This is a genomic window from Novosphingobium guangzhouense, from assembly GCF_002896965.1.
Lineage (GTDB): Bacteria > Pseudomonadota > Alphaproteobacteria > Sphingomonadales > Sphingomonadaceae > Novosphingobium > Novosphingobium guangzhouense.
The window spans coordinates 1-23,220 of record NZ_LYMM01000030.1; the positions used below are offsets into that span (position 1 = coordinate 1).

Sequence of the window (23,220 nt, forward strand, 5' to 3'; positions counted from 1 at the left end):
CGATGTCCCGCCGTATGTCGCAGGATCAGGCAGATGCCACCTTTCCAGAAGCCGAGAGGACGGTCCGGGTCTTCGAACGGACGCGTGGGGTGCGTGATCACGGCTTTTGAAACCGCATCCCGGCCCACGACGCCGACCCGATACACCGCAGGCGACGTGTACCTCGTCACCCCGGATGCCGGGCCATATAGCCTATTTGGTTATAAATGTCAAGATCAGCGCGGAAGCTGTAACGCGCCGTCCGCGTCCCTCACGACCGGACCATGCACTATCACGGCTGACAGCGGCAGGTGCGCGTAGATATGCGGGAACAGCGCACCCCCGCGTGAGACTTCCCACTTCACCGCGCTTCCCATCGCGGCAAGGTCCACCGCGGCCACGTGAAGATCGTCCTGACCGGCAAAGTGCTTGTCCAGCGTGCCTTGCGCCTGATCGGCAGTAGACATGTGGATGTAGCCGTCCGCCAGATCGACAGGTGCCCCGGCAAACGTCCCTTCGGCGAGCAGCCGCGAAAGCTGCTCGCCGGTCAGGATCTTGTAGGCGACGGTTTGCGTCATGCCTCTTCGGTGCCGTTGTTGTCGGTGCCGATAACGCCGTTGCCGGTTTCGGTGCCATCGGACGAAGATCCGGCGGCAGGTGCGTCAGCAACCTCGCTATCGGGTTCCTCGTCGAGGCGGACCGCGCTGACGACGTGCTCGTCGCCGGAAACGGTGAACAGGCGCACACCCGCCGAACCGCGACCGATCACGCGCAGGGAATCGAGGGGCAGGCGGATCAGCTTGGCCTGATCGGTCACCAGCATCAGCTGCTGGGCACGCGTGGCCGGGAAGCTGGCAACGACGGGGCCATTGCGGCCGATGTTGTCGATATTGGTGATACCCTGACCACCGCGACCGGTGCGGCGGTATTCATAGGCCGAGGACAGCTTGCCGTAGCCATTTGCGCAGACGGTAAGGATGAACTGCTCCCGCTCGCCCAGTTCGGCCATGCGTTCGGCTGACAGAGTCGGTTCGCCGTCCTTCTCACCCTTCCACGGGGCGAAGCGCAGATACTGTTCGCGCTCTTCGGCATCGGTGCCGACGCGGTGCAGGATCGAGAGCGAGATGACCTCGTCATCGCCCTTCAGCGTCATGCCGCGCACGCCGGTGGAGGTGCGGCTTGTGAATTCGCGCACGTCGTCGCCGGGGAAACGGATCGCCTTGCCCTGACGGGTGGCGAGCAGCACGTCGTCGCTGGGTTCAAGCAGTGCAACGCCGATCAGGCGATCATCACTGCCTTCGTCGAAACGCATCGCGAACTTGCCGTTCGACGGAATGTTCGCGAAGGAATCCATGGCGTTGCGGCGCACGTTGCCCTTGGCCGTGGCGAACACGACCGACAGCTTGCTCCACTCTGCCTCATCTTCAGGCAGGGCAAGCACGGTCTGGATCGTCTCGTCCTTGTCCAGCGCGGGCAGGAGGTTGACGATCGGGCGACCGCGCGTGGTCGGGCCGCCTTCGGGCAATTTGTAGACCTTGAGGCGGTAGACCTTGCCGGCGGTGGAGAAGAACAGCACCGGGTTGTGAGTGGAAGTGACGAACATCGTCGTCACCGCATCCTCGTCCTTCGTGGCCATGCCGGCGCGGCCCTTGCCGCCGCGGTTCTGGGCGCGGAAGGTGGAGAGGGCGGTGCGCTTGATATAGCCGTCCATGGTCACCGTGACGACCATGTCCTCACGCTCGATCAGGTCTTCATCGTCGATCCCGTCGAAGGCGGCGGTGATTTCGGACAGGCGCGGCGTTGCGTAAGCATCGCGTACGGCCTGCAATTCTTCACGCATGACGCCGTAAAGCTTCACGCGGTCGGCCAGGATGGCGAGGAATTCCTCGATCGCGATCGCAAGTTGCTTCAGCTCGTCGCCGATTTCGTCGCGGCCCAGCGCCGTCAGGCGATGCAGGCGCAGGTCGAGGATCGCCTTCACCTGCACTTCGGACAGGCGATAGATGCCGCCTTCGGCCTCGGCCTCGGGTTCGATCGCTTCGACCAGACGGATGTACTGGGCGATGTCGCCGATCGGCCATTCCTTGGCGAGCAGCTTGGCGCGTGCCTCTGCCGGATTGGGCGAGGAACGGATGATCTTCACCACTTCGTCGAGGTTCGACACCGCGACGACGAGGCCAAGCAAGATGTGCGCCCGGTCACGCGCCTTGTTCAGTTCGAACTTGGTGCGGCGGGTGATGACCTGTTCGCGGAACTGGATGAAGTTCTGCAGGATATCGCGTAGCGACATGATCTCGGGGCGGCCGCCCCGGATCGCCAGCATATTGGCCGCGAAGTTCGACTGCGCCGGGGTGCTGCGCCACAGCTGGTTGAGCACGACTTCAGGCGAGGCATCGCGCTTGAGGTCGATGACCACGCGCACGCCTTCGCGGTTGGATTCGTCGCGAATGTCCGAAACGCCCTCGATCCGCTTGTCCTTGGCGGCCTCGGCGATCTTTTCGACCAGGTTCGACTTGCCGACCTGGAAGGGGATCGAGGTGAGCACGATCGAGCGCGCATCCTTGCGCGAACCGCGCCCTTCCTCGACGTGGCTGCGGCAGCGCTGGATGATCGAGCCACGCCCGGTCAGCGCCGCGTTACGCGCACCGCTCTGACCAAGAATCAGCGGGGCAGTAGGGAAATCGGGGCCGGGGATGATCTGGAACAGCTCCTCCGAGGTGATCCCCGGGTTTTCCATCATCGCGAAGCAGCCGTCGATCACTTCGCCAAGGTTGTGGGGCGGAATGTTCGTGGCCATGCCGACCGCGATACCGCCTGCGCCATTGACCAGCAGGTTCGGGAAGCGGGCGGGCAGGACGGTGGGTTCCTGACGCGAACCATCGTAGTTGTCCGCGAAGTCGACCGTATCCTTGTCGAGATCGTCAAGCAGCGAATTGGCGACGCGGGCAAGGCGCGCTTCGGTATAGCGCATCGAGGCCGGCGGATCGGGGTCCATCGAACCGAAGTTGCCCTGACCGTCGATCAGCGGCACGCGCATCGACCAGTCCTGCGTCATGCGCGCGAGAGCATCGTAGATCGCGCTGTCGCCGTGCGGGTGATAGTTGCCCATCACGTCGCCGACGATCTTTGCGGACTTGCGGTAAGGCCTCCCCGCGACGAACCCGCCTTCCTGCGAGGCGAAAAGGATACGGCGGTGGACCGGCTTCAGACCGTCGCGCACATCGGGAAGCGCGCGGCTGACGATCACGCTCATCGCGTAATCGAGGTAGCTCGTCTTCATCTCGTCGACGATGTCGACGCGGGTGAATTCGCCCTCGGGGCCCATTGGCGGGTTGGCGGGAAGGTTTTCGGTTTCGTCGCTCACGCGGATTGGTTCGCCGTTGTTGCGGGAAAGGATGGATGAACCGCACTAGGACATGCGCGGGGGGAAAGCCACCGGAAGCGGCGTCCAGGCGGGTTTTTCCACATCTACCGGACGCACTGCGCGACGGGAACCTGAACAGCTGCGATGAATTGCATTCAATGCGCGTTCAGTGGCGCAAACCTATTTGCGGCGAGAGGTTGCCAAGGGTCTTTTTCCCGGCCAAACCCTCCCGGCCCTTTTTCGATCCTGTCGGGCAGGATTTCTTATGCCCCGCAGGATCTTGGTTTTGTCCTTGAGAGGAGTAGCCTTGATGGCTCGCAAGTTCCTTGTTTCCCGTGTCGCTCTTGCCGTCGCGCTGTCGAGCGGCCTGGCGATGACGGTCGCAACCCCCGCGATGGCCGCGAAGAAGGAGAAGGAAGCCGCAGGCGGCAAGTTCTCCCCCGAGTTCGTGAAGGCCGCGCAGCCGCTCCAGAAGGCGATGGAAGCCGCAATCGCAGCACTCGGTGGTCAGCAGACGCCCGAAGCGATGGCGAAGGCCAAGGCCGCGTTCGACGGCGCTGTGGGCGGCGACGGCAAGGCAGCGTTCGCCGCTGCGGTGCCGACCGCGACAACGCCTGACGACAAGAGCGCACTGGGTTCGATGATGCGCAACTTCGGCATCATCTCGCAGGATCTTCCTACCAAGCAGGAAGGCAACAAGCTGATGCTCGCCAGCGGCAAGCTGCCGGCCGAGGAAGTCGCCAAGACCAATTACGACGCCGGCATCACCGCGTATCAGCTGAAGGACTACGCCGGGGCGGCGACTTATCTGAAGGCGGCGAAGGACGGCGGCTTCGTCGATTCGACCGGCCAGCTCGACGCTGTTCTGGCCGATGCCTACAAGCGCAACAACAATCCCGAAGCTGCCCTGCAGATGGCCAAGGACGATGTTGCCGCTGCCCAGGCCAAGGGGCAGGCGCCTTCGGAAACCGCGCTGCGTTCGGTGCTTCAGCAGACCTATTCGGCCAAGCAGCTTGGCCCGTCGACGGAATATGCCGCTCTTCTGGGCCAGTATTACCCGTCGACCTGGAACACCGCGATCTCGGTCGTGCGCCAGCTCGCTTCGTTGCCGCGTGACCAGAACCTCGACCTGATGCGCCTGATGTTCCTCACCGATTCGATGAACGACAAGCGCGACTACTACGAGTACCTCGAAAACGCCGATCCGCGCGCTTTCCCCGGTGAAGCCAGCAAGGTGATGAACGCGGGTATCTCGAAGGGCAAGCTGACGGCAGCCGACGTTCCCGACAAGGCGAACACTGACGGCCGTGTGGCGGCCGACAAGGCCTCGCTGCCCGCGACCGAGCGTGATGCCAACAAGCCGGGCGCGACGGCTGCCACCGTCGTCGGCGCTGCGGACGTGTTCCTGAGCTACGATCAGGCTGCGAAGGCGGAGCCCCTTTACGCCAAGGCTGCCTCGATGCCGGGCGTGGATGCCAACAAGGTCGCGCTTCGCCTTGGTATGTCGCAGACCCTTCAGGGTAAGTATGCCGATGCCGAAGCCAACTTCGCCAAGGTCACCGGCACCCGTCAGCCAGTTGCCAAGCTGTGGTCGGCCTATGCCAAGAGCAAGGCTTCGCCTGCGCCGGCAGCTGCAGCCCCGGCTGCCGCGAACTGAGCTTTCGCTCCAGGCCGAAACAGGAAAGGGCGCCGGGAAACCGGCGCCCTTTTTCGTGTGCGGCGAGATTGTGAATGCCGATGGGACTTCGACGGACCAGCCTCAGCCGCCGAAGCCCCATCACCCAACGCCGTTACTCCACCGGTGCAAATTCGCCGCTGGTTTCGTCAAGCAGGTGCAGCACACCGTCCGAGATCGCGAAGAAGGCGCCACGCAACTTCAGGTCGCCCTTGGCCACCTTGCTCTGCACGCAGGGGAAGGTCATCAGGTTTTCCAAGCTGACCTTCACTGCCGCCTGCTCCATGGCGCGTTCTGCGGTGCGGCCCGAGGTGCCATGTTCGTGCGCAACGGGCACGCGGGCTTCGTCCAGCATCGAGATCCAGTCGGCCACGAAGCCGCCCTGGCCGATTTCCGCGTCCTTCAGATCCTGAGTCAGCGCAGCCTTGCAACCGCCGCACAGGCCATGGCCCATGACGACCACTTCCTTGACCTTGAGCACCTGCACCGCAAATTCAAGCGCGGCTGAAACGCCGTGGTGACCGGGAGTCGTCTCGAAGGGCGGGACCAGCGCGGCGACGTTGCGCACCACGAAGATGGTGCCGGGGTCAACGTCGAAGATTTGGCTGGGATCGACGCGGCTGTCAGAGCAGGCGATGACCATGACTTCGGGCGACTGGCCTTGTCCCAGTTCGTCCCAGCGGGCGCGGTTCGCGCTCCATCCGGTGCCGCGAAAGCGGCGGTAGCCGTCGATCAGGCCGTTCAATACGCGGTCGTTTGTCTCGGTCATGGTGGCTCCGTTGCTGTTTTCGAAAGGGGTGCTTCGCCATACGCTGGATATTCGTACTGGCAAGCTTGCGTCCATATGACTATCTGGACGGCATGAACGATCTGTCCTCCGTCCCGGTTCCGGAAGAAGCCCCCGCCCGTCAGCGCAAGCCCGACTGGATTCGCGTCAAGGCGCCGACCAGCAAGGGTTATGGCGAGACTCGCCAGCTCATGCGCGACCTCAAGCTCAATACCGTGTGCGAGGAAGCGGCCTGCCCGAACATCGGCGAATGCTGGACGAAGAAGCACGCCACCGTGATGATTCTGGGGGACACCTGCACCCGCGCCTGCGCGTTCTGCAACGTCAAGACCGGGATGCCCGGCCGCGTCGATGCGGCAGAGCCCGACAACGTGGCGGAAATGGTGCTCAAGACCGGGCTGGAGCATATCGTGGTCACCTCGGTCGACCGCGACGATCTTCCCGATGGCGGCGCCAGCCAGTTCGTCAAGGTAATCCAGGCTGTGCGCGCGGCTTCGCCCGCCACCACGATTGAAATCCTGACTCCGGACTTCCGCAACAAGATGCAGCGCGCAGTCGAGGCAATCGTTCAGGCGCGACCGGACGTCTACAACCACAATCTTGAAACCGTGCCCCGGCTTTATCCGACCATCCGCCCCGGTGCGCGCTATTACGCGTCGCTGCGGCTGTTGGAGGAAGTGAAGCGCCACGATCCGTCGATCTTCACCAAGTCAGGCATCATGCTCGGCCTTGGCGAAGAACGGCTCGAAGTCCATCAGGTGATGGACGATATGCGCTGCGCCGATATCGATTTCCTGACCATGGGCCAGTACCTGCGCCCGACGCCCAAGCATGCCGAGGTCAAGGAATTCGTCACTCCGCAGGCGTTCAAGGCCTATGGTGCGATCGCCCGTGCAAAGGGCTTCCTGCAGGTGGCGTCCTCGCCGCTGACGCGGTCAAGCTATCACGCCGGTGACGATTTCGCGCAGATGAAGGCCGCCCGCGACGCCAAGCTGGCGAAGATGCAGCCTGTGACGGCAAGCGCCGGGGTCTGATCCGTGCCCGGCATTCATGAGACCAAGCGCCTGCCGTACAGCGCAGAGCAGATGTTCGACCTTGTCGCCGATGTGGGCCGCTATCAGGAATTCCTGCCTTGGGTCGTCGCCACGCGGGTAAAGTCGGACGATGGCCACGAAATGATCGCGGACATGCTGGTGGGCTTCAAGGCGCTGCGGGAAAAGTTCACCTCGCGCGTCGAAAAGGAGCGTCCACGCGTCATCAAGGTCCATTATGTCGACGGCCCGATGCGCGACCTCGACAATGTCTGGACCTTCCATCCGGTAGATGAAACTTCGTGCGACCTTGAGTTCGACGTGAAGTTCACGTTCCGCAATCCGCTGTTCGAAAAGCTGGCGGGGCAGTATTTCGACAAGGCCTTCCGCAAGATGGTGGCCGCGTTCGAAACCCGCGCCTCCGAACTCTACGGCGCGGCACAGGCGGGCTAGGGGTCAGGGCAGCAGCAGTTCCAGCGCCACGATCGCTGCCTGATGGCGGATCTCGGCGCGGGTCTTGCCGTCCAGCAGCTTCTGTTCGGCGTTGACCTCTTCCTCGCCGCGCTTGGCGCAGGCGAAGACGACGGTGCCGACCGGCTTCATCTCGCTCCCGCCGTCCGGTCCGGCGATACCGCTGATGGCGACTGCCACGTCCGCCCGGCTCTTGCCGATGGCGCCCTGCGCCATGGCCCATGCCGTCGCCGGGGACACCGCACCGAACGAATCGATAATGTCCGAATGGACCCCCAGCATCTCCATCTTGGCTTCGTTCGAATACGTCACGAAGCCGCGATCGAGAACTGCCGAAGAGCCGGGAATTTCGGTCAGCGCCGCGCAGACAAGGCCGCCGGTGCAGCTTTCCGCCACCGAAACCATGCGGCCAAGCGCCTTGTTTTCCTCGATCACCTTTTGGGCGAGGGCATAGAGGTCCGCGGGAAAGAAGGCGTTGGCAGGCATGGTCAATCCTTGCAAAGCGTTACGTTGCCGAGCTTGGGGTCGGCTGCGCCTGCAACGTCCATGCTCAGCGCGATCAGCCCGGCGGTATTCTCGGGCGGGAGGGGGGACAGCAGATCGATCGCAAGGTCGAGTTGCTTGCACGAACGCGTCGCGATGCGTTGCGATACGAAGCCTTCGACGAAGACGTCGGCCATCTGGCGCAGCGTGTCGTCGGGCAGACCGGCGAACATGCCTGCGGAACTGCCGCCGTTCTTCGCGTTCAGGGCCTTCATCAACGCCGGCTTGGCCTTGGGCCAGTAGCGGTCCTTCTGCGCGGCGTAGCGCGAGGCAAGGCCCGGCCCCTTGGTGCGCAGGAAAGCATCGGCGGGGAGAGCGGGGGCGCAGCGCTTCGCGGTCCCGTTGATCGCCTGCGGCAGAGCATAGGCGATCAACGATGTGGCTTCGGCCTTGCTGATACACACGGGTTCCGCCGCCATCGCAGCGCACGGCATCATGGCCAATGTCAGGGCAAGTGTTCGCGAAAGTCCACGCATCTGAAAATATTCCTTCGCGCCCCGCGAGGTTAAGCCAGGGAGAGGCTGACGGCTGCCTGCGTCGCGATCCCCTCGCGCCGCCCGGTGAAGCCCAGCTTCTCGGTCGTCGTTGCCTTCACGCTGATCGCCGCGATGTCAACGTCGAGTATTTCGGCAAGGCGTGCGCGCATGGCTTCCCGGTAGGGGCCGATCTTGGGGGCTTCACAGATGATGGTGACGTCTGCGTTGCCCAAAACGTATCCGGCCTGCGCCACCAGTTTGCCCGCATGGGCAAGGAACCGGTCGGAAGCCGCGCCCTTCCATTGCGGATCGCTGGGCGGAAAATGCTGGCCGATATCGCCGGCCCCGATCGCGCCGAGCAGGGCATCGACAAGCGCGTGAATGGCAACGTCGGCGTCGCTGTGGCCGGACAGGCCATGGCTGTGTTCGATCCGGACGCCGCAAAGCCAAAGTTCCTCGCCTTCCTCAAGACGATGCACGTCATAGCCCGTTCCGACCCGGATGAGCGGCTTGGCGGCGCCGAAGTCGGAGGCGTAAGTCAGCTTGTGCAAGATTTCGTCCCCTTCGACGAGCGCGATTTCAATGCCCCATGCCTGCGCAACCTGCGCGTCGTCCCCGGCGCTGGTCGGTCCATCCCAGTCGCGATGGGCGGCCAAGATGTCGGCGAAACGGAAAGCCTGCGGTGTTTGTACGCGGCGCAAGTCTTCGCGGCGGGCGGGCGCACCCATGACTTCGCCGGAGGCGTGGGTCAGGCTGTCCGCCACCGGCAGCACGGGGATCGCGCCCTTGTGCCGGTCCAGCGCGGCATGGAGCCGCTCGATGACTGTGGCCGGAAGCAGGGGCCGGGCGGCATCGTGAATGAGGACGCGATCGAGTTCCAGCGCGGCGAGAACTTCCAGCCCCAGCCGCACCGATTCCTGCCGGGTCGCGCCGCCGGTGGCAAACTGCACGCCGTCGATCCCGGACAGGGCATCACGGGCAACCGGCTCTGCATTTTCCGGGATCATGACGAGGATCGGCATGCATCCGGCAGCAGCCAGCGCCTCGACCGAATGGCGGATGACAGGCTTGCCGCGCCAGCGTGCGAACTGCTTCGGCACCGGCTGGCCGGCCCGCAGGCCCTTGCCCGCCGCCACGATAATCGCAGCAGTGCGAACATCGGCCCGATTGCCGGAGGTGCTAGCTGAGCTGTTACTGGCCGAAACCTGCGGTGCTGAGACGATTTGCGACATTGCCGAAGCCGGTAATCGCTTGCCGCGGCGAGGGCAATCCACTATGCGCTGCCTGTTTTTTAGGCAGCACTGCATTTATCATGACTCACATGCCCATTCCTCCGGCACCGCCGCCCGCGCTGAAGCCCATCCATGTCGGTCCCGTGACGATCGACTGCCCGGTCGTGCTTGCCCCGATGACGGGCGTGTCCGACCTGCCGTTCCGCAAGATGGTCCGCGCTTTCGGTTCGGGGCTCAACGTCACCGAGATGATCGCCAGCCCGGCCGCCATCCGCGAGACGCGCGTGTCATTGCAAAAGGCGATGTGGGACAAGATCGAGGATCCCGTCTCGATGCAGCTGGTCGGATGCGAACCTGACCAGATGGCAGAAGCGGCAAAGCTGGTCGAGGATCGCGGCGCGGCGATCATCGACATCAACATGGGCTGTCCGGTGCGCAAGGTCGTGAACGGCGATGCGGGTTCGGCGCTGATGCGCCAGGTTCCGCTGGCGACGAAGCTGATCGAGGCGACGGTCAAGGCCGTCAAGGTTCCCGTCACCGTCAAGATGCGCATGGGCTGGTGCCACGACAGTCTCAACGCCCCCGAACTTGCGCGCATTGCCGAAGATCTGGGCGCGAAGATGATCACGGTCCACGGCCGCACCCGCAACCAGATGTACAAGGGCGAGGCCGACTGGGCCTTCGTGCGCAAGGTCAAGGACGCGGTCTCCATCCCGGTGATCGTGAATGGCGATATCTGCACGATCGCCGATGCCGCCAATGCACTGGAGCAGTCCGGCGCGGACGGCCTGATGATCGGGCGTGGATCGTATGGACGGCCGTGGTTTCTGGGCCAGGTCATGCAGTGGTGGCGCGGCGAGGAAGTCGACGCCGATCCTTCTATCGCCGGCCAGTATGCAATCATCCGCCGCCATTACGAGGATATGCTTGACCATTATGGCGCCGACACCGGCGTCAAGATGGCCCGCAAGCACCTTGGCTGGTACATCAAGGGCGTGCGCGGCTCTGCCGAGTTCAGAAACAAGCTGAACTTCATTGCCGATCCCGCTGAAGTGCTTCGCGAACTGGACGAATTCTACGCGCCCTATCGCGATGGTGACGATGGCCAGCTCAGGGCCGCATGAACCTGGAAGTCCGAACAGACCTGCCTGATGCGCAGCGCCTTCTGGCGAGCCTGCCGCATGCAGTGCTGCTGCTGGAGTTCGGGCGCACGATCGCCTCGCTCAATCCGGCGGCCGAGCAGTTCTTCGGGCAGTCGGCGCGCCGGCTTGTCGGCACTCGCCTGCGCGACATCATGTCGATTTCCGACAGGCGCCTGCTCGATCGACTGTCGGACTCCGAAGCGCCTGTTTCCGCACGCGAAATCGTCGTCCAGATAAAGGGCAAGGGCGCGCGCCGGATCGACATAAACGTGGCCCCGGTTGCGGACAGCCCCGGCTGGCAGGTCGTGACCCTGCACGACAATTCGGCCGCAGAGGCTCTGGGCGACGATTCGGGTGGGCCTGACAATGCTGTGCTGCGCGGCCCCGAGATCATGGCGCATGAAATCAAGAACCCGCTTGCGGGCATTCGCGGCGCCGCGCAGCTTCTCGGCCGCAAGGTTGACGAGCGGGACAAGGCGCTGACCGACCTCATCACCGGTGAGGTCGACCGCGTGGCCGGACTTATCGAGCGTATGCAGAAGCTTAGCGGCCGCACCACGCCTCCTGTCGAGCCGTGCAATCTGCACGAGGCCGCGCGCCGCGCCATCGACGTGCTGAAGGCAGCCAAGGAAGAAAAGCCCGCATTCCGGCTGGTGGAGGAATTCGACCCCTCCCTGCCACCCGTGCTGGGCAGCCCCGACGGGCTGGTGCAGGTGATGATGAACCTGCTTTCCAACGCGGCCGATGCCTGCAAGCATGTTGCCGAACCGCGCGTGACGATCCGCACTCGTTTCGCCAGCGGGCTGCAGCTTCACACCGGGGATGACGGCGCGCCACTGCGCCTGCCGATCGAGGTCCGCGTCAGCGATAATGGCCTCGGCATCGACCCGGCCATGCGCGATCACATTTTCGAGCCCTTCGTCACCACCAAGAAGTCGGGGCAGGGTCTTGGCCTGCCGCTCGTCCGCAAGCTGGTACGCGACATGAACGGGCGCATCACCCATGACCGCGATGACGAGAACGGGTTGACGCACTTCCGCATCCACCTGCCGCTCGCCCGCGAGACACGCTACCGATCCCGGAGAAAACCAGCATGAAGACCGACGTTCTGCTGGTCGAGGACGACATGTCCATCGCCATCGTCATCACCGCCGCGCTGGAGGCGGAAGGCTTTGGCGTATCACATTGCGTCACTATTGCCGAGCGCGACCGGATGCTGGCCGAACGGAGTTTTGCGGCACTGGTCACCGACGTGATGCTGCCCGACGGTGATGGCATAGAGACGATCGAGCGTGTCCGCACGCTTCATCCCCAGATGCCGATTGTCATCCTTTCGGCCCAAAACACGCTCGATACAGCCGTCCGCGCTACCGACACGGGTGCCTTCGAGTATTTTCCCAAGCCGTTCGATATCGATGAACTGGCCCGCACCGTCCGCCAGGCAGCGGGGACGGCCCAGGGGTTGTCCGCCGATGGCGAGGAGCCGGTGGCGGACGGCCTGCCGCTCGTCGGCCGAAGCACCGCCATGCAGTCTGTGTTCCGCATGATCACGCGCGTGCTGCGCAATGATCTGACGGTGCTGATCCTGGGCGAGTCCGGCACCGGCAAGGAACTTGTCGCGGAGGCGATCCACCAGCTTGGAAATCGTCGCGAAGGGCCGTTTATCGCCGTCAACACCGCCGCGATTCCCGCCGAACTGATCGAGAGCGAGCTTTTCGGGCACGAGAAAGGCGCCTTTACCGGTGCTGTGGCACGGCACGTCGGCAAGTTTGAGCAGGCGGCCGGTGGTACACTTTTCCTGGACGAGATCGGCGACATGCCGATGCAGGCCCAGACCCGCCTTCTGCGCGCGCTGCAATCAGGCACAGTGCGCCGGGTTGGTGGTCGTGAGGAAATCCGCCTCGACACCCGCATCGTGGCGGCCACCAACAAGGATCTTGAGCCGGAAATCGCTGCGGGCCGTTTCCGCGAGGATCTCTACTACCGCCTCAACGTCGTGCCGATCCATATGCCGCCGCTGCGTGACCGGCGCGATGACATCGACGTGCTGGCGCGCCATTTCCTGCAACATGCGGCCAACGAAGGCTTGCCGCGTCGTCAACTGACGAAGGAAGCGGCGGACGTGCTCAGCCGCCAGTCCTGGCGCGGAAATGTGCGGGAATTGAAGAACTTCATCTATCGTCTCGCGTTGCTGGCCCGCGAAGACGTCATTGATGCCGAATCGATCCTGCCGCTGCTTGCATCGGAGCCTGCGCCGGCCACGGAGGGCGAAGCTCCGGTCATGGTATTCGATATCGCAACGGCCGTGTCGCAGTGGCTCGCCGTCAATCGTCCTGCCAGCGGCACGATCTATGACAGTGCGATGGCCGCTTTCGAACGGCCTCTCTTTGCCGAAGTCCTGCGCGAGACAGCCGGTAATCAGTTGCGCGCTGCCCAGGCGCTGGGGATTAATCGCAACACCTTGCGCAAGCGTCTGGGCGAACTTGCCCTCGACCCCGAGGAATTCGCTCGTCGGCCTTAGATGTAGCCTCGTGGATTTACTCTTGCAGCGCGGTCACAGTCCTGTTGTAACAGCGCAACGATGAGCGAGGTTGCAGTCCAGAAACGTGCATGGCCACGATGGTGGCGGCGGATGCAGGTGGCTGCGCGCCGGGCAAACTTCTTTGCCATCATGGAAGTGCTGTCTGCCGTCGCTTTCCTGGCGATGACCGTAACCACATGGTTCGCTCTCAACAGCGGCGCCGACAGGCGTGAGCTTTTGCCATCCAATCTTACGGCCAGCCTGCTTGTGGGCACGCTGGTGCCGGCCATGGCGATCCTCGTCCTGCTGGGCCGCCGCATGGCGCTTCGCCGTGCGGCGGAGCACGCCACGGGCGGGACCGGGCAGATGCACGTCCGGCTGGTGTTCATCTTCTCGCTGATCGCGGCGATCCCGACGCTGCTCGTCGTGGTCTTCGCGTCGTGGCTGTTTCAGTCCGGCGTCGAGTTCTGGTTTTCCGACAGTTCTCGTGGTCTGCTTGAAAATGCGAACAAGCTGGCGCGGGGATACTACGAACAGACCCTGCGTGACGTCGGCTACGAATCTGTCGCGATGGCAACCGACTCGCGCGAGGAACTGAGCCGCAGTCCTGTGGCAAGCCGTGAATTCCAGGCGTTCCTCTCGTTCCACGTCATCCGCCGGAATCTGAGCGGCGCAGCAATCATCCAGATCGATTCGAGCGGAGAGCAGCGCACGCCGATCATCGTCGACCCCGATGGCGTGGCGGAGAACAACCGGATCAGCAAGATCGGCCTTGAGCAGCTGGACAAGGGAGAGCCCTATGTCGTCAGCGCCAAGGACAACCGCATCGTGGCAGCCGCCCCGATCGAGCGGTCCTCCGGCGTCTATCTGCTTGTGGTGCGCAGTTCGGATTTGCTGTCGCTCAGCCAGGGTGAGCGTGCCGAGAACATCGTGCAGGCTTACGAGGTGCTGACCAACCGGGCGCGCGTACTGCAATTGCGCTTCAACGTGGCGCTGTTCGTGGCATCGCTGGCGCTGGTGGGGCTTTCGGTTTGGTTTGCGCTGCGCTTCGCGGATCGTCAGGTTGAGCCATTGTACGAACTTGTCGATGCCGCGCGGCGGGTGGGGGCAGGCAACTATGCCTTGCGGATTGAAGGGCGTACCGGGGCTGACGAAATCGGCCTGCTGAACCGGGCCTTCAACCGCATGACCGCGCAGATCGACAAGCAGACACAGGCGTTGCTTGGCGCCAACCGCCAACTGCACGAACGCAGCGTCTTTATCGAGGCCGTTCTGGAATCGGTGACTTCGGGCATCATTTCGCTCGACGGGGAAGGGCGCATCCTGCTGCTCAACTCAACGGCACAGAAGCTGCTGACCAATCGCCCCGAAGACGTGCTGGAAGGTGTGCCGATTGCCGAACTTGCCCCCTCGATCGGATCGATTCTGGAGCAGGGGGCCAGCAGCGGCCTGATCCAGTACAACCGCGGTGGCGATCTGCTGACGCTGGCCGTCAAGACCAGCCGCGATGCTACCGGGCACGTCATCACCTTCGAGGATATCACGCGCCAGCTTCTCGACCAGCGCACAGCGGCATGGTCGGACGTCGCCCGGCGCATTGCGCACGAAATCAAGAACCCGCTTACGCCAATCCAGCTGGCGACCGAGCGTCTCAGCCGCCGCTATCGCAAGCAGATCACGGACAATCCCGAACTGTTCGAAGATCTGACCCGCACGATCATCCGGCAGGTCGGCGACTTGCGCAAGATGGTGGACGAGTTCTCGTCCTTCGCACGCCTGCCCAAGCCCGTGTTCAGAACGGAAGACCCGGTCGCTCTCACCCGGCAGGCCCTGTTCCTGCAGGAAGTGGCACGCCCCGACATCGACTTTCGCTTTGGTGCAGAGCGCGACATTCGCGTGATCGAATGCGACCGGCATCAATTCGGGCAGGCGATGACCAATGTTCTCAAGAACGCGGTCGAAGCGATTGAAGCAAAGTCAAAAGACGCGGATGGCGATTATCCGGGCGCTATTTCTGTCGAAGTCGTCGATGAGGATCACTCCATCCTTGTGCGCGTAACCGACAATGGGATCGGGCTGTCACAGGACAAGGAACGCCTGATCGAACCTTACGTGACGACGCGAGAGAAAGGCACCGGTCTCGGTCTCGCGATCGTCAACAAGATCATCGAGGAGCACGGCGGTGAAATGACGTTCACGGCCGCGCAAGGAGGGGGCACCACGGTTACCATGCGCTTTGCGCATGACCCGTCGGCACAGGAAGCAGCAACCGGTTCGGTTTCCGCGCGCAAGCCGGAAGCCGCGCAATGACCCGTTTTTCCAGCACGAAGAAGATTGGCCCATGGCACTTGATATCCTGATCGTCGACGACGAACGCGACATTCGCGAACTGGTCGCCGGCGTGCTGAGCGACGAAGGCTACGAATGCCGCACGGCGGGCGACAGTGATGCTGCGCTGGCTGCGGTCGATGCCCGCCGTCCCTCACTTGTCCTGCTTGACGTGTGGCTACACGGCAGCCCCATGGATGGGCTGGAAATTCTCGACGCGATCAAGGCTCGTGAGCCCGAACTGCCGGTCATCATCTTTTCCGGCCATGGCAATATCGACACGGCTGTGGCAGCCATTAGTCGTGGTGCTGTAGACTTTATCGAAAAGCCTTTCGAAGCCGAAAAGCTGCTTCACCTTGTCGCCCGTGCTACCGAAACGGAACGCTTGCGCCGTGAAAATGCGCAACTGCGGCAGGGCGTCTCGACCGGGGAAGAATTCACCGGTTCCAGCGGTGCGATCAATCAGGTTCGCGCCACTCTCAAGCGCGTCGCCAATACCGGGAGCCGGCTGCTCATCACCGGGCCTGCAGGATCGGGCAAGGAAGTGGCCGCAAGGTTGCTTCACGCCTGGAGCCCGCGTGCCGGCAACGCCTTTGTCAGCGTCAATTCCGCTCGCATCACGCCTGAACGTTTCGAGCAGGAGCTTTTCGGCGAAGAAGCCGACGGCACGCTGATCCGTTCGGGTCTTCTCGAAAGCGCCGACGGCGGCACGCTCTATTTCGATGAGGTGGCGGACATGCCGTTGTCGACGCAGGCGCGCATACTGCGTGTCCTGACCGATCAGGCCTTCGTGCGGGTGGGCGGCACCCGGCAGATCCGCGTCGACGTGCGCGTCGTTTCTTCCACATCTCGCGATCTTGAAAAGGAAATCACGGAACGCAGGTTCCGCGAAGACCTTTTCTATCGGCTCAACGTAGTGCCGATCTCGATACCCGCGCTGCGGGAGCGTCGAGATGATATCCCGGCCCTGATCGACCACTTCTTTGCGCGCTATGCCAATGAACAGGGCGTTACCCCGCCTCAGGTCAGCGGAGAGGCGATGACCGCTTTGCAGGCTTACGAATGGCCCGGCAACGTGCGCCAGCTACGCAACGTGGTCGAACGCACCGTCATCATGGCGCCGCGCGAAAAACTGGCCCGGATCGAAGCCGATATGCTTCCTCCTGAAATCTTCAGCAGCCGGGGAGGGGGCGGTGATGCCGGCGTTACCGTCATTATGAGCGCGCCCTTACGTGAGGCCCGCGAAAGCTTTGAACGAGAATACCTGCGCGTTCAGATTCGTCGGTTTTCCGGCAATATTTCGAAGACGGCGGCCTTCATCGGGATGGAGCGATCAGCCCTCCACCGTAAGCTCAAGCTGCTCGGCATGTCCGAGCGCCGTGAGGATGAAACGGACCTCGACGAACCGATCTGAGTTGCGGTGTAACATTTCTGCTACAAAAACCCCGTTTACTGCATTGCAGCAAATGGGTAGTTTCCGATTCGAGAACGGCCCGCGCCAACAGCGGGACCAGATCGCGGACCGCATGGGCGGCCGCCAAAAATAAGGAGCATACACATGGCTGGTCGTACCCTTTCTGCGCGACCCAAATCGACGCCGGCCCCCGAAACCGAGGACGCCGCTCCGTCCGTAGCCGCAGATGCTGCGCCCGCGCCGGCTCCCGTCACGGGCGGGAAGGGTGGTCAGAACCTTCAGGACCAGTTCCTGAACCTTCTGCGCAAGAACAAGACCCCGGTAACCATGTTCCTGGTCAAGGGCGTGAAGCTGCAGGGTATCGTCACCTGGTTCGACAACTTCTCGATCCTGCTGCGTCGCGACGGTCAATCGCAGCTTGTCTACAAGCATGCCATTTCCACGATCATGCCGTCGACCCCGGTCGATGCCCGCCAGTTCGGCAATGGTCCGGAGAACACCAAGAAGCAGCGCGTTCTGCAGGACGTCTTCCTTTCCAGCATCCGCAACGCCGGTGTGCAGGTGACGATGTTCCTGATCAATGGCGTGATGCTTCAGGGTCGCGTTGCTGCATATGACCTGTTTTGCATGCTGCTCGAGCGCGAAGGCTACGTGCAGCTTGCGTACAAGCATGCGGTTTCGACGATTCAGCCCGTGACTCCAGTCGACCTTCAGGCGCATGAAGAAGCCGACGACTGAGAAAAGCTGAACAAAATTGAACGATGAACTCAAGGGCGAGGTCACGCGCGGCGCGCGTGCCCTCGTCGTCTATCCGCAAATGAAGGGGCCAAGGGGCGATCGCAGCGACCTTGATCCCGAAGCCCGCCTTGAAGAAGCGAAGGGCCTTGCACTGGCCATCGGTCTCGAAGTGGCCGACGCGATGGCGATCGTCATCCGCGAAGCGCGCCCCGGCACCCTTTTCGGCGAAGGCCAGATCCAGAACATTGCCACCGCCTGCGCGTTGAACGAGGCGGAACTGATTATCGTGGACGGCTCGCTGTCAGCGATCCAGCAGCGCAATCTGGAGGAAAAGCTCAAACGCAAGGTCATCGACCGCACCGGGCTGATCCTTGAGATCTTCGGCGAACGGGCAGCGACTGCGGAAGGGCGCTTGCAGGTCGAACTTGCGCATCTTGACTATCAGGCCGGACGCCTTGTGCGTAGCTGGACGCACCTTGAGCGCCAGCGCGGCGGCTTCGGATTCCTCGGCGGCCCGGGCGAAACACAGATCGAAGCCGACCGTCGCATGATTCGCGACCGTATGGCCAAGATACGCCGCGAACTCGAACAAGTTCGCCGAACGCGCGGCTTGCATCGCGACAGGCGTGAAAAGGCGCCTTGGCCGGTCATCGCGCTTGTCGGCTATACCAACGCAGGCAAGTCCACACTGTTCAATCGGCTGACCGGCGCCGGCGTCATGGCGGAAAATCTGCTTTTCGCTACGCTCGATCCCACCATGCGCGCAATCCGGCTGCCTGGGCTGGAGAAGGCGATCCTGTCCGACACGGTGGGGTTCATCTCGGATTTGCCCACCCAGCTTGTCGCTGCATTCCGGGCGACCTTGGAAGAAGTTACTGCTGCAGACGTCATCGTCCATGTGCGTGATATCGCCAACCCCGACACGGAATCGCAGAAGCGCCAGGTGCTTGAGGTGCTTTCCGATCTGGGCGTGATCACGGCTCCGGAAGACGAAGAAGGGCAGGAAGACGCGGCGATCCCCATTATCGAGGTGTGGAACAAGTGGGACTTGCTGGGGGCCGATCAGGCTGGTTCGCTGCGCGAAGCCATGGAGCACCGCGATGGCGAAACGATCGTGGCCCTGTCAGCGCTGACGGGCGTGGGCTGTGACGAACTGTTGGAAACGGCGGGACGCAAGCTCACTCAGGATTCGAGGACTTACACCTTCGTGCTTCCCGTCGCGGATGGCCAGCGGTTCGCGTTCCTTCACGCCCGTGGTGAAGTGCTGTCGGAACAAGACGCCGGCGAAGGCGAGCAGGGGCCGCAAATCCGGCTCGAAGTCCGCCTTTCAGAGCGTGAGCTTGGGCGATATCGCGCTCTTTAAGAGCGCGCTTCGTTGCGTTTGACGACCTGCCAGTAGCCTTCCTGTTCGTTGAGCGGGAGGGCTGCGAATTCCACGCCGTCATCAGCCGCGCACGCTTCCATGGCCCGGAAACGGCGCTCGAACTTTGCATTCGCGGCGCGCAGTGCATCTTCTGGCGCGATCCCGTTGAGGCGGACAAGATTGACTGCGGCGAACAGCAGATCACCAGCCTCTTCCAGCTTGTGGCAGGCATCGGCTTCCGCCAATTCGACCATTTCCTCAGCCACCTTATCCGCAGCGCCGCTGGGATCTGGCCAGTCAAAACCCACGCGAGCCGCGCGCTTCTGCAGTTTTTCAGCGCGCATCAGCGCGGGCAGGGACAGGGCAACACCATCGATTGCACTGTTGGCTCCCTTGGCGGCGCGTTCATTTGCCTTGAGTTTCTCCCACCGATCCGTTTGCGCATCATCGGATGTGTCGTCTCCGAAGATATGCGGATGGCGTGCTTCCAGCTTGTCCGAGATGGCTGCAGCCACATCGTCGAAAGCGAAGTGTCCGAGTTCTTCAGCCATGCGGGCATGAAATACAACCTGCAGCAACAAGTCGCCAAGTTCCTCATGCAGAGACGGAATGTCAGCATGGGCGATCGCTTCGGCGACCTCATAGGCTTCCTCTATCGTATAAGGCGCGATTGTGGCGAAGGTCTGTTCCTTGTCCCATTCACAACCATCCTGCGGATCGCGCAGACGGGCCATTATGGACAGAAGGCGGCTGATCTGAGGCTGTGAGATGTCCGTCATTCCCGATGCGATAATGATGATTATGTAAAGTATGTGAGTGCGAGCAGCCAGTTCACGGCTCTATCCTGAAGCCTGACCACTGGATCACCATCACGAGTCCAATGATGATGACCGCCCATATGGCCGCGAGCCGCAACACCTGCATGTCACCAAGTGCCCGGATCTGCGGATTGCGCAAGGCCAGCACAAGGCAGCCTGCAATGGCAATCATCGAAACGAGCATGGCCATCATATTCACGGCGTGATCACCAGCCCATCATAAGCGACCCGGACATTCTCAGGCACGGACGAAGCCAGTGTGGCATAGTCCATACTTTTGTCGAGATGCGTCAACACCGCCGTGCCCACGCGGCACGCGTCGGCCAGTTCGAGCGACATCGCCAGGTGCGCGTGCGTGGGGTGCGGTTCCCGACGCAGACAATCCACAACCAGCACGTCACAACGGTAGAAAAGATCGATCATCCCGCGCGTAATCTGGTTGAAGTCCGTGGCATAACCCACTGATTTTCCATCAGCGTCGAACAGATATCCCGTGGAATCCATGCCGCCATGCGGCATCTGCGTGTGGCCGACGCGAAAGCCCTCGCACAAGCGTACCGTGTCGAGGTTTTCCAGCGAAATCAGTGTCGGGTAACCGTGCTGCCCGGCAAACACATAACCGAACCGCTGCCGAAGGCGGCGCACCGTTTCGGCATCTGCATAGCCTGGGATCGGGCCGGCACGTCCGTAACGCAAGGGTCGCAAGTCATCGATCCCATGGCAATGATCAGCGTGGTCGTGCGTCCAGAATACCGCGTCGAGGCGGTGGATATCGTTGGCAAGAAGCTGGGCCCGCAAATCGGTCGGCGTGTCGACAAGGATGCGGGATCCCGCGTCGCTTTCCAGCAGGATGGCAACTCGCGTGCGGCGGTTCTTTGGCTCGGCAGGATCGCATGAACCCCAGTCAGCCTTTCCACCTTCGCCGCCGAGCCGGGGTACGCCGGTAGACGTGCCGCTGCCAAGGATCGTCACCTTCACGCGTATTGTGCCTTGGTGAAGAGCGCGAAGAAATTGCGCGTCGTGGCCTCACCCAGTTCCTCCACACTCGTGCCGCGAAGCCCGGCAACGAAGCTGGCGGTATCGGCGGTGAATGCGGGTTCGCACTTGCGTCCCCGATGAGGCACCGGGGCCAGGAACGGGGAATCGGTTTCTACCAGCAAGCGATCTTCAGGAATAGTCTTAACTACGCCCTGCAAATCCTTGGCGTTCTTGAATGTCACGATGCCAGATATGCTGATCGTCAGGCCAAGATCGAGCACCTTGCGGCCGAAATCAGCACTGGCGGTGAAGCAATGGATCAACGCGGGAAAGGCGCCCTTCCCCATTTCATCCTCGAGGATGCGGGCAGTATCTTCTTCTGCATCTCGGGTATGAATGATGATCGGCAACGCTGTCTGGCGGGAGACAGCGATATGTGTGCGGAACAGGGCCTGTTGCACATCACGATCGGACTTGTCGTAATAATAATCCAGCCCGGTTTCGCCGATGCCGATCACCCGCGGATGGGCCGCGGCTTCAAGCAAGGCCCCTTCCCCCATATCGGCATGCTGATCAGCCTCATGCGGGTGAATACCGACCGAGGCCCATACGTCGGGCTCTCGCGCCGCTGTAGCGACAACGCGATCCCATTCCCGCTGCCGCGTCGATATATTCAGAAAGCCCTTGATACCGGCTTCCCGCGCACGCGCCAGAACGCCTTGCTGATCCTCGACCAGACCTTCGTATTCGAGATGGCAGTGGGAATCGATCAGCATCAGGCCGCGGCATCCTCTGGGAGTTCAAGCCGGGGGAACACGCCCTGCGGCTTATCGACCTTGAAGCCCGAATTGGCCAGATCGGTAAACCAGTCTGCGTTACCGAGGGCGGCATAATCGCGTGCATTGCCAGCTTGCCCCATCTGGTCGAGCAGAGCGTCGATCGCGGTCGGTACTACCGGGCGCACTGCGATGGCAAGGTCACGAACGACGCGGAACAGCGTCATCAGGACCGCCTCCATCCGCGCCGGATCGCTCTTGCGCAGAGCCCAGGGGGCTTGCTCATCCACATACTGGTTGCAGGCGAAGACTGCCCGCATCCATGCTTCAAGACCGCTACTGAAATCCAGCGCATCGAAGGCAGAGCGGAGCCCGGAAATGCCTTCGGCTACGGCTGTGAACAAGGCCTCATCAGCTTCGTTGCTTTCAAAACCAGCCTTAATTTCACCATCCATGTTCTTGAAAATCATGGAAAGGCTGCGCTGTGCAAGATTGCCGAAACTGTTGGCCAGTTCCGCGTTCGCTCGGGTGACGATCGCTTCGGCCGACCAGGAACCATCCTGACCGAATGCCACTTCGCGCAGGAAAAAGTAGCGCAGCGTATCAACGCCGAAGGTCTCTGCCAGACCGATGGGGTCGGTCACGTTGCCAAGAGACTTGGATTCCTTCTGCCCCCGGTTCAGCAGGAAACCATGGCCGAATACCTGCTTGGGCAGTTCTAATCCGGCGCTCATCAGGAAAGCCGGCCAGTAGACGGTGTGGAACCGAACGATGTCCTTGCCGATCAGGTGGACGTTGGCCGGCCAGAACTTTGCAAAGTCGGCAGTTTCTTCCGGGAAGCCCAGGCCGGTAATGTAATTGGTCAGAGCATCGACCCAGACATACATCACGTGATTATCGCTACCCGGCACCTTGATACCCCAGTCGAAGCTGGTGCGCGAGATGGATAGGTCGCGCAGACCGCCTTCGACGAAGCGCTGGATTTCGTTTCGGCGGCTTTCGGGACGGATGAAATCACCCGACGCGTAAAGCTCAAGCAGTTTGTCCTGATACCTGGAAAGGCGGAAGAACCACGATTCCTCGACCGTCCATTCAACCGGCGTGCCTTGCGGCGAAAGCTTTGCGCCGTCTTCGCCAGCCTGCAGTTCGCTTTCGTCATAATAAGCTTCGTCGCGTACCGAGTACCAGCCCTCGTAGCGATCGAGGTACAAGTCGCCATTGGCTTCCATCCGGCGCCATAGTTCTTGCGTCGCGGCGTGATGGCGCGGTTCAGTGGTGCGGATAAAGACATCGTATTCGATGTTCAGAGTGTCGCACATCACCTTGAAATAAGAAGACATTTCATCCGCAAGCGCAGCCGGCGTGGTGTCCAGATCGCGTGCCTTCTGGGCCATCTTGAGGCCATGTTCGTCCGTCCCGGTCTGGAACCGAACGTCGAAGCCTTCCGCCTTCTTGAAGCGCGCGATCACGTCTGCCGCGATTGCCTCGTAGGCATGGCCGATATGGGGGCGCCCGTTGGGGTAGCTGATGGCTGTGGTGATGTAATAGGGCTCGCCCATGCGGCGTCGCGCTTTCCTGGCTGGT

The 23,220-nt window shown here is 62.3% G+C and carries 21 protein-coding genes; 10 read left to right on the forward strand and 11 right to left on the reverse strand.

Annotated features, from left to right (window positions below; translation table 11 throughout):
* Positions 1 to 215: 215 nt before the first annotated feature.
* Positions 216 to 557, reverse strand: a complete 342-nt coding sequence (locus A8V01_RS10635; RefSeq protein ID WP_103095832.1) for a DUF952 domain-containing protein — start codon at positions 555 to 557, stop codon at positions 216 to 218.
* Entirely contained in the window at positions 554 to 3,304 is a 2,751-nt protein-coding gene (gene gyrA, locus A8V01_RS10640; RefSeq protein WP_103095918.1) for a DNA gyrase subunit A, read from the reverse strand. Before gyrA ends, A8V01_RS10635 begins: the two co-directional genes overlap by 4 nt.
* A 349-nt stretch (positions 3,305 to 3,653) precedes the next feature.
* Between gyrA and A8V01_RS10645 the strand changes: the two genes are divergently transcribed.
* Positions 3,654 to 5,000 (forward strand): hypothetical protein, encoded by a 1,347-nt coding sequence (locus A8V01_RS10645; protein ID WP_103095833.1) that lies wholly within the window; start codon positions 3,654 to 3,656, stop codon positions 4,998 to 5,000.
* A gap of 133 nt (positions 5,001 to 5,133) precedes the next feature.
* Here the strand turns inward: A8V01_RS10645 and A8V01_RS10650 are convergent, their stop codons facing one another.
* A complete protein-coding gene (locus tag A8V01_RS10650) occupies positions 5,134 to 5,787 on the reverse strand; it encodes a carbonic anhydrase (RefSeq protein ID WP_103095834.1) in 654 nt (217 codons plus the stop codon).
* Positions 5,788 to 5,879: 92 nt separating this feature from the next.
* On the opposite strand from A8V01_RS10650, the gene lipA reads away from it, so the two are divergent.
* Together lipA and A8V01_RS10660 are read left to right on the forward strand one after the other, a co-directional pair.
* On the forward strand, positions 5,880 to 6,839 hold the full coding sequence (gene lipA / locus A8V01_RS10655; protein WP_103095835.1) for a lipoyl synthase: 960 nt from the start codon (positions 5,880 to 5,882) through the stop codon (positions 6,837 to 6,839).
* Between the two features lie 3 nt (positions 6,840 to 6,842).
* Positions 6,843 to 7,289 carry a type II toxin-antitoxin system RatA family toxin gene (locus A8V01_RS10660; RefSeq protein WP_103095836.1) on the forward strand — a complete coding sequence of 149 codons (447 nt, stop codon included), beginning with the start codon at positions 6,843 to 6,845 and terminating at the stop codon, positions 7,287 to 7,289.
* Between the two features lie 3 nt (positions 7,290 to 7,292).
* On the opposite strand, the gene A8V01_RS10665 is transcribed toward A8V01_RS10660, so the two are convergent.
* Genes A8V01_RS10665 through A8V01_RS10675 form a run of 3 tightly spaced genes read right to left on the reverse strand, consistent with a single transcriptional unit; the run spans position 7,293 to position 9,558 of the window.
* Positions 7,293 to 7,793 (reverse strand): CinA family protein, encoded by a 501-nt coding sequence (locus A8V01_RS10665; RefSeq protein ID WP_103095837.1) that lies wholly within the window; start codon positions 7,791 to 7,793, stop codon positions 7,293 to 7,295.
* 2 nt (positions 7,794 to 7,795) lie between these two features.
* Positions 7,796 to 8,326 (reverse strand): hypothetical protein, encoded by a 531-nt coding sequence (locus A8V01_RS10670; protein ID WP_103095838.1) that lies wholly within the window; start codon positions 8,324 to 8,326, stop codon positions 7,796 to 7,798.
* A gap of 29 nt (positions 8,327 to 8,355) precedes the next feature.
* Positions 8,356 to 9,558: a bifunctional 2-C-methyl-D-erythritol 4-phosphate cytidylyltransferase/2-C-methyl-D-erythritol 2,4-cyclodiphosphate synthase gene (locus tag A8V01_RS10675; RefSeq protein WP_103095839.1), complete on the reverse strand. Its 1,203-nt coding sequence runs from the start codon at positions 9,556 to 9,558 to the stop codon at positions 8,356 to 8,358.
* 80 nt (positions 9,559 to 9,638) lie between these two features.
* On the opposite strand from A8V01_RS10675, the gene dusB reads away from it, so the two are divergent.
* The 7 genes from dusB (at position 9,639) to hflX (ending at position 19,064) form a co-directional block, all read left to right on the forward strand.
* Entirely contained in the window at positions 9,639 to 10,682 is a 1,044-nt protein-coding gene (gene dusB / locus A8V01_RS10680; protein ID WP_170065893.1) for a tRNA dihydrouridine synthase DusB, read from the forward strand.
* Entirely contained in the window at positions 10,679 to 11,797 is a 1,119-nt protein-coding gene (locus A8V01_RS10685; protein ID WP_103095841.1) for a two-component system sensor histidine kinase NtrB, read from the forward strand. The genes dusB and A8V01_RS10685 overlap by 4 nt, the downstream gene beginning before the upstream one ends.
* Entirely contained in the window at positions 11,794 to 13,221 is a 1,428-nt protein-coding gene (locus A8V01_RS10690; RefSeq protein WP_103095842.1) for a sigma-54-dependent transcriptional regulator, read from the forward strand. Before A8V01_RS10685 ends, A8V01_RS10690 begins: the two co-directional genes overlap by 4 nt.
* A gap of 111 nt (positions 13,222 to 13,332) precedes the next feature.
* The gene (locus A8V01_RS10695) at positions 13,333 to 15,531 is read left to right on the forward strand and encodes a sensor histidine kinase (protein WP_103095843.1); all 2,199 of its coding nucleotides are present in this window, start codon (positions 13,333 to 13,335) and stop codon (positions 15,529 to 15,531) included.
* A 31-nt stretch (positions 15,532 to 15,562) separates the two neighbouring features.
* Positions 15,563 to 16,963: a nitrogen assimilation response regulator NtrX gene (gene ntrX / locus A8V01_RS10700; RefSeq protein ID WP_103095844.1), complete on the forward strand. Its 1,401-nt coding sequence runs from the start codon at positions 15,563 to 15,565 to the stop codon at positions 16,961 to 16,963.
* Positions 16,964 to 17,107: 144 nt separating this feature from the next.
* A complete protein-coding gene (hfq, locus tag A8V01_RS10705) occupies positions 17,108 to 17,701 on the forward strand; it encodes an RNA chaperone Hfq (RefSeq protein WP_103095845.1) in 594 nt (197 codons plus the stop codon).
* A 16-nt stretch (positions 17,702 to 17,717) separates the two neighbouring features.
* Positions 17,718 to 19,064: a GTPase HflX gene (hflX, locus tag A8V01_RS10710; protein WP_211295001.1), complete on the forward strand. Its 1,347-nt coding sequence runs from the start codon at positions 17,718 to 17,720 to the stop codon at positions 19,062 to 19,064.
* On the opposite strand, the gene mazG is transcribed toward hflX, so the two are convergent.
* Genes mazG through metG form a run of 5 tightly spaced genes read right to left on the reverse strand, consistent with a single transcriptional unit; the run spans position 19,061 to position 23,195 of the window.
* Positions 19,061 to 19,843 (reverse strand): nucleoside triphosphate pyrophosphohydrolase, encoded by a 783-nt coding sequence (gene mazG, locus A8V01_RS10715; RefSeq protein ID WP_103095846.1) that lies wholly within the window; start codon positions 19,841 to 19,843, stop codon positions 19,061 to 19,063. The two genes, hflX and mazG, sit on opposite strands and share 4 nt — an antisense overlap.
* 52 nt (positions 19,844 to 19,895) lie before the next feature.
* Positions 19,896 to 20,075, reverse strand: a complete 180-nt coding sequence (locus tag A8V01_RS10720) for a hypothetical protein (RefSeq protein ID WP_245892424.1) — start codon at positions 20,073 to 20,075, stop codon at positions 19,896 to 19,898.
* Between the two features lie 2 nt (positions 20,076 to 20,077).
* The gene (locus A8V01_RS10725; protein ID WP_103095848.1) at positions 20,078 to 20,860 is read right to left on the reverse strand and encodes an MBL fold metallo-hydrolase; all 783 of its coding nucleotides are present in this window, start codon (positions 20,858 to 20,860) and stop codon (positions 20,078 to 20,080) included.
* On the reverse strand, positions 20,857 to 21,636 hold the full coding sequence (locus A8V01_RS10730; protein ID WP_103095849.1) for a TatD family hydrolase: 780 nt from the start codon (positions 21,634 to 21,636) through the stop codon (positions 20,857 to 20,859). Before A8V01_RS10730 ends, A8V01_RS10725 begins: the two co-directional genes overlap by 4 nt.
* A complete protein-coding gene (gene metG / locus A8V01_RS10735) occupies positions 21,636 to 23,195 on the reverse strand; it encodes a methionine--tRNA ligase (RefSeq protein ID WP_103095850.1) in 1,560 nt (519 codons plus the stop codon). Before metG ends, A8V01_RS10730 begins: the two co-directional genes overlap by 1 nt.
* Positions 23,196 to 23,220: the final 25 nt, after the last annotated feature.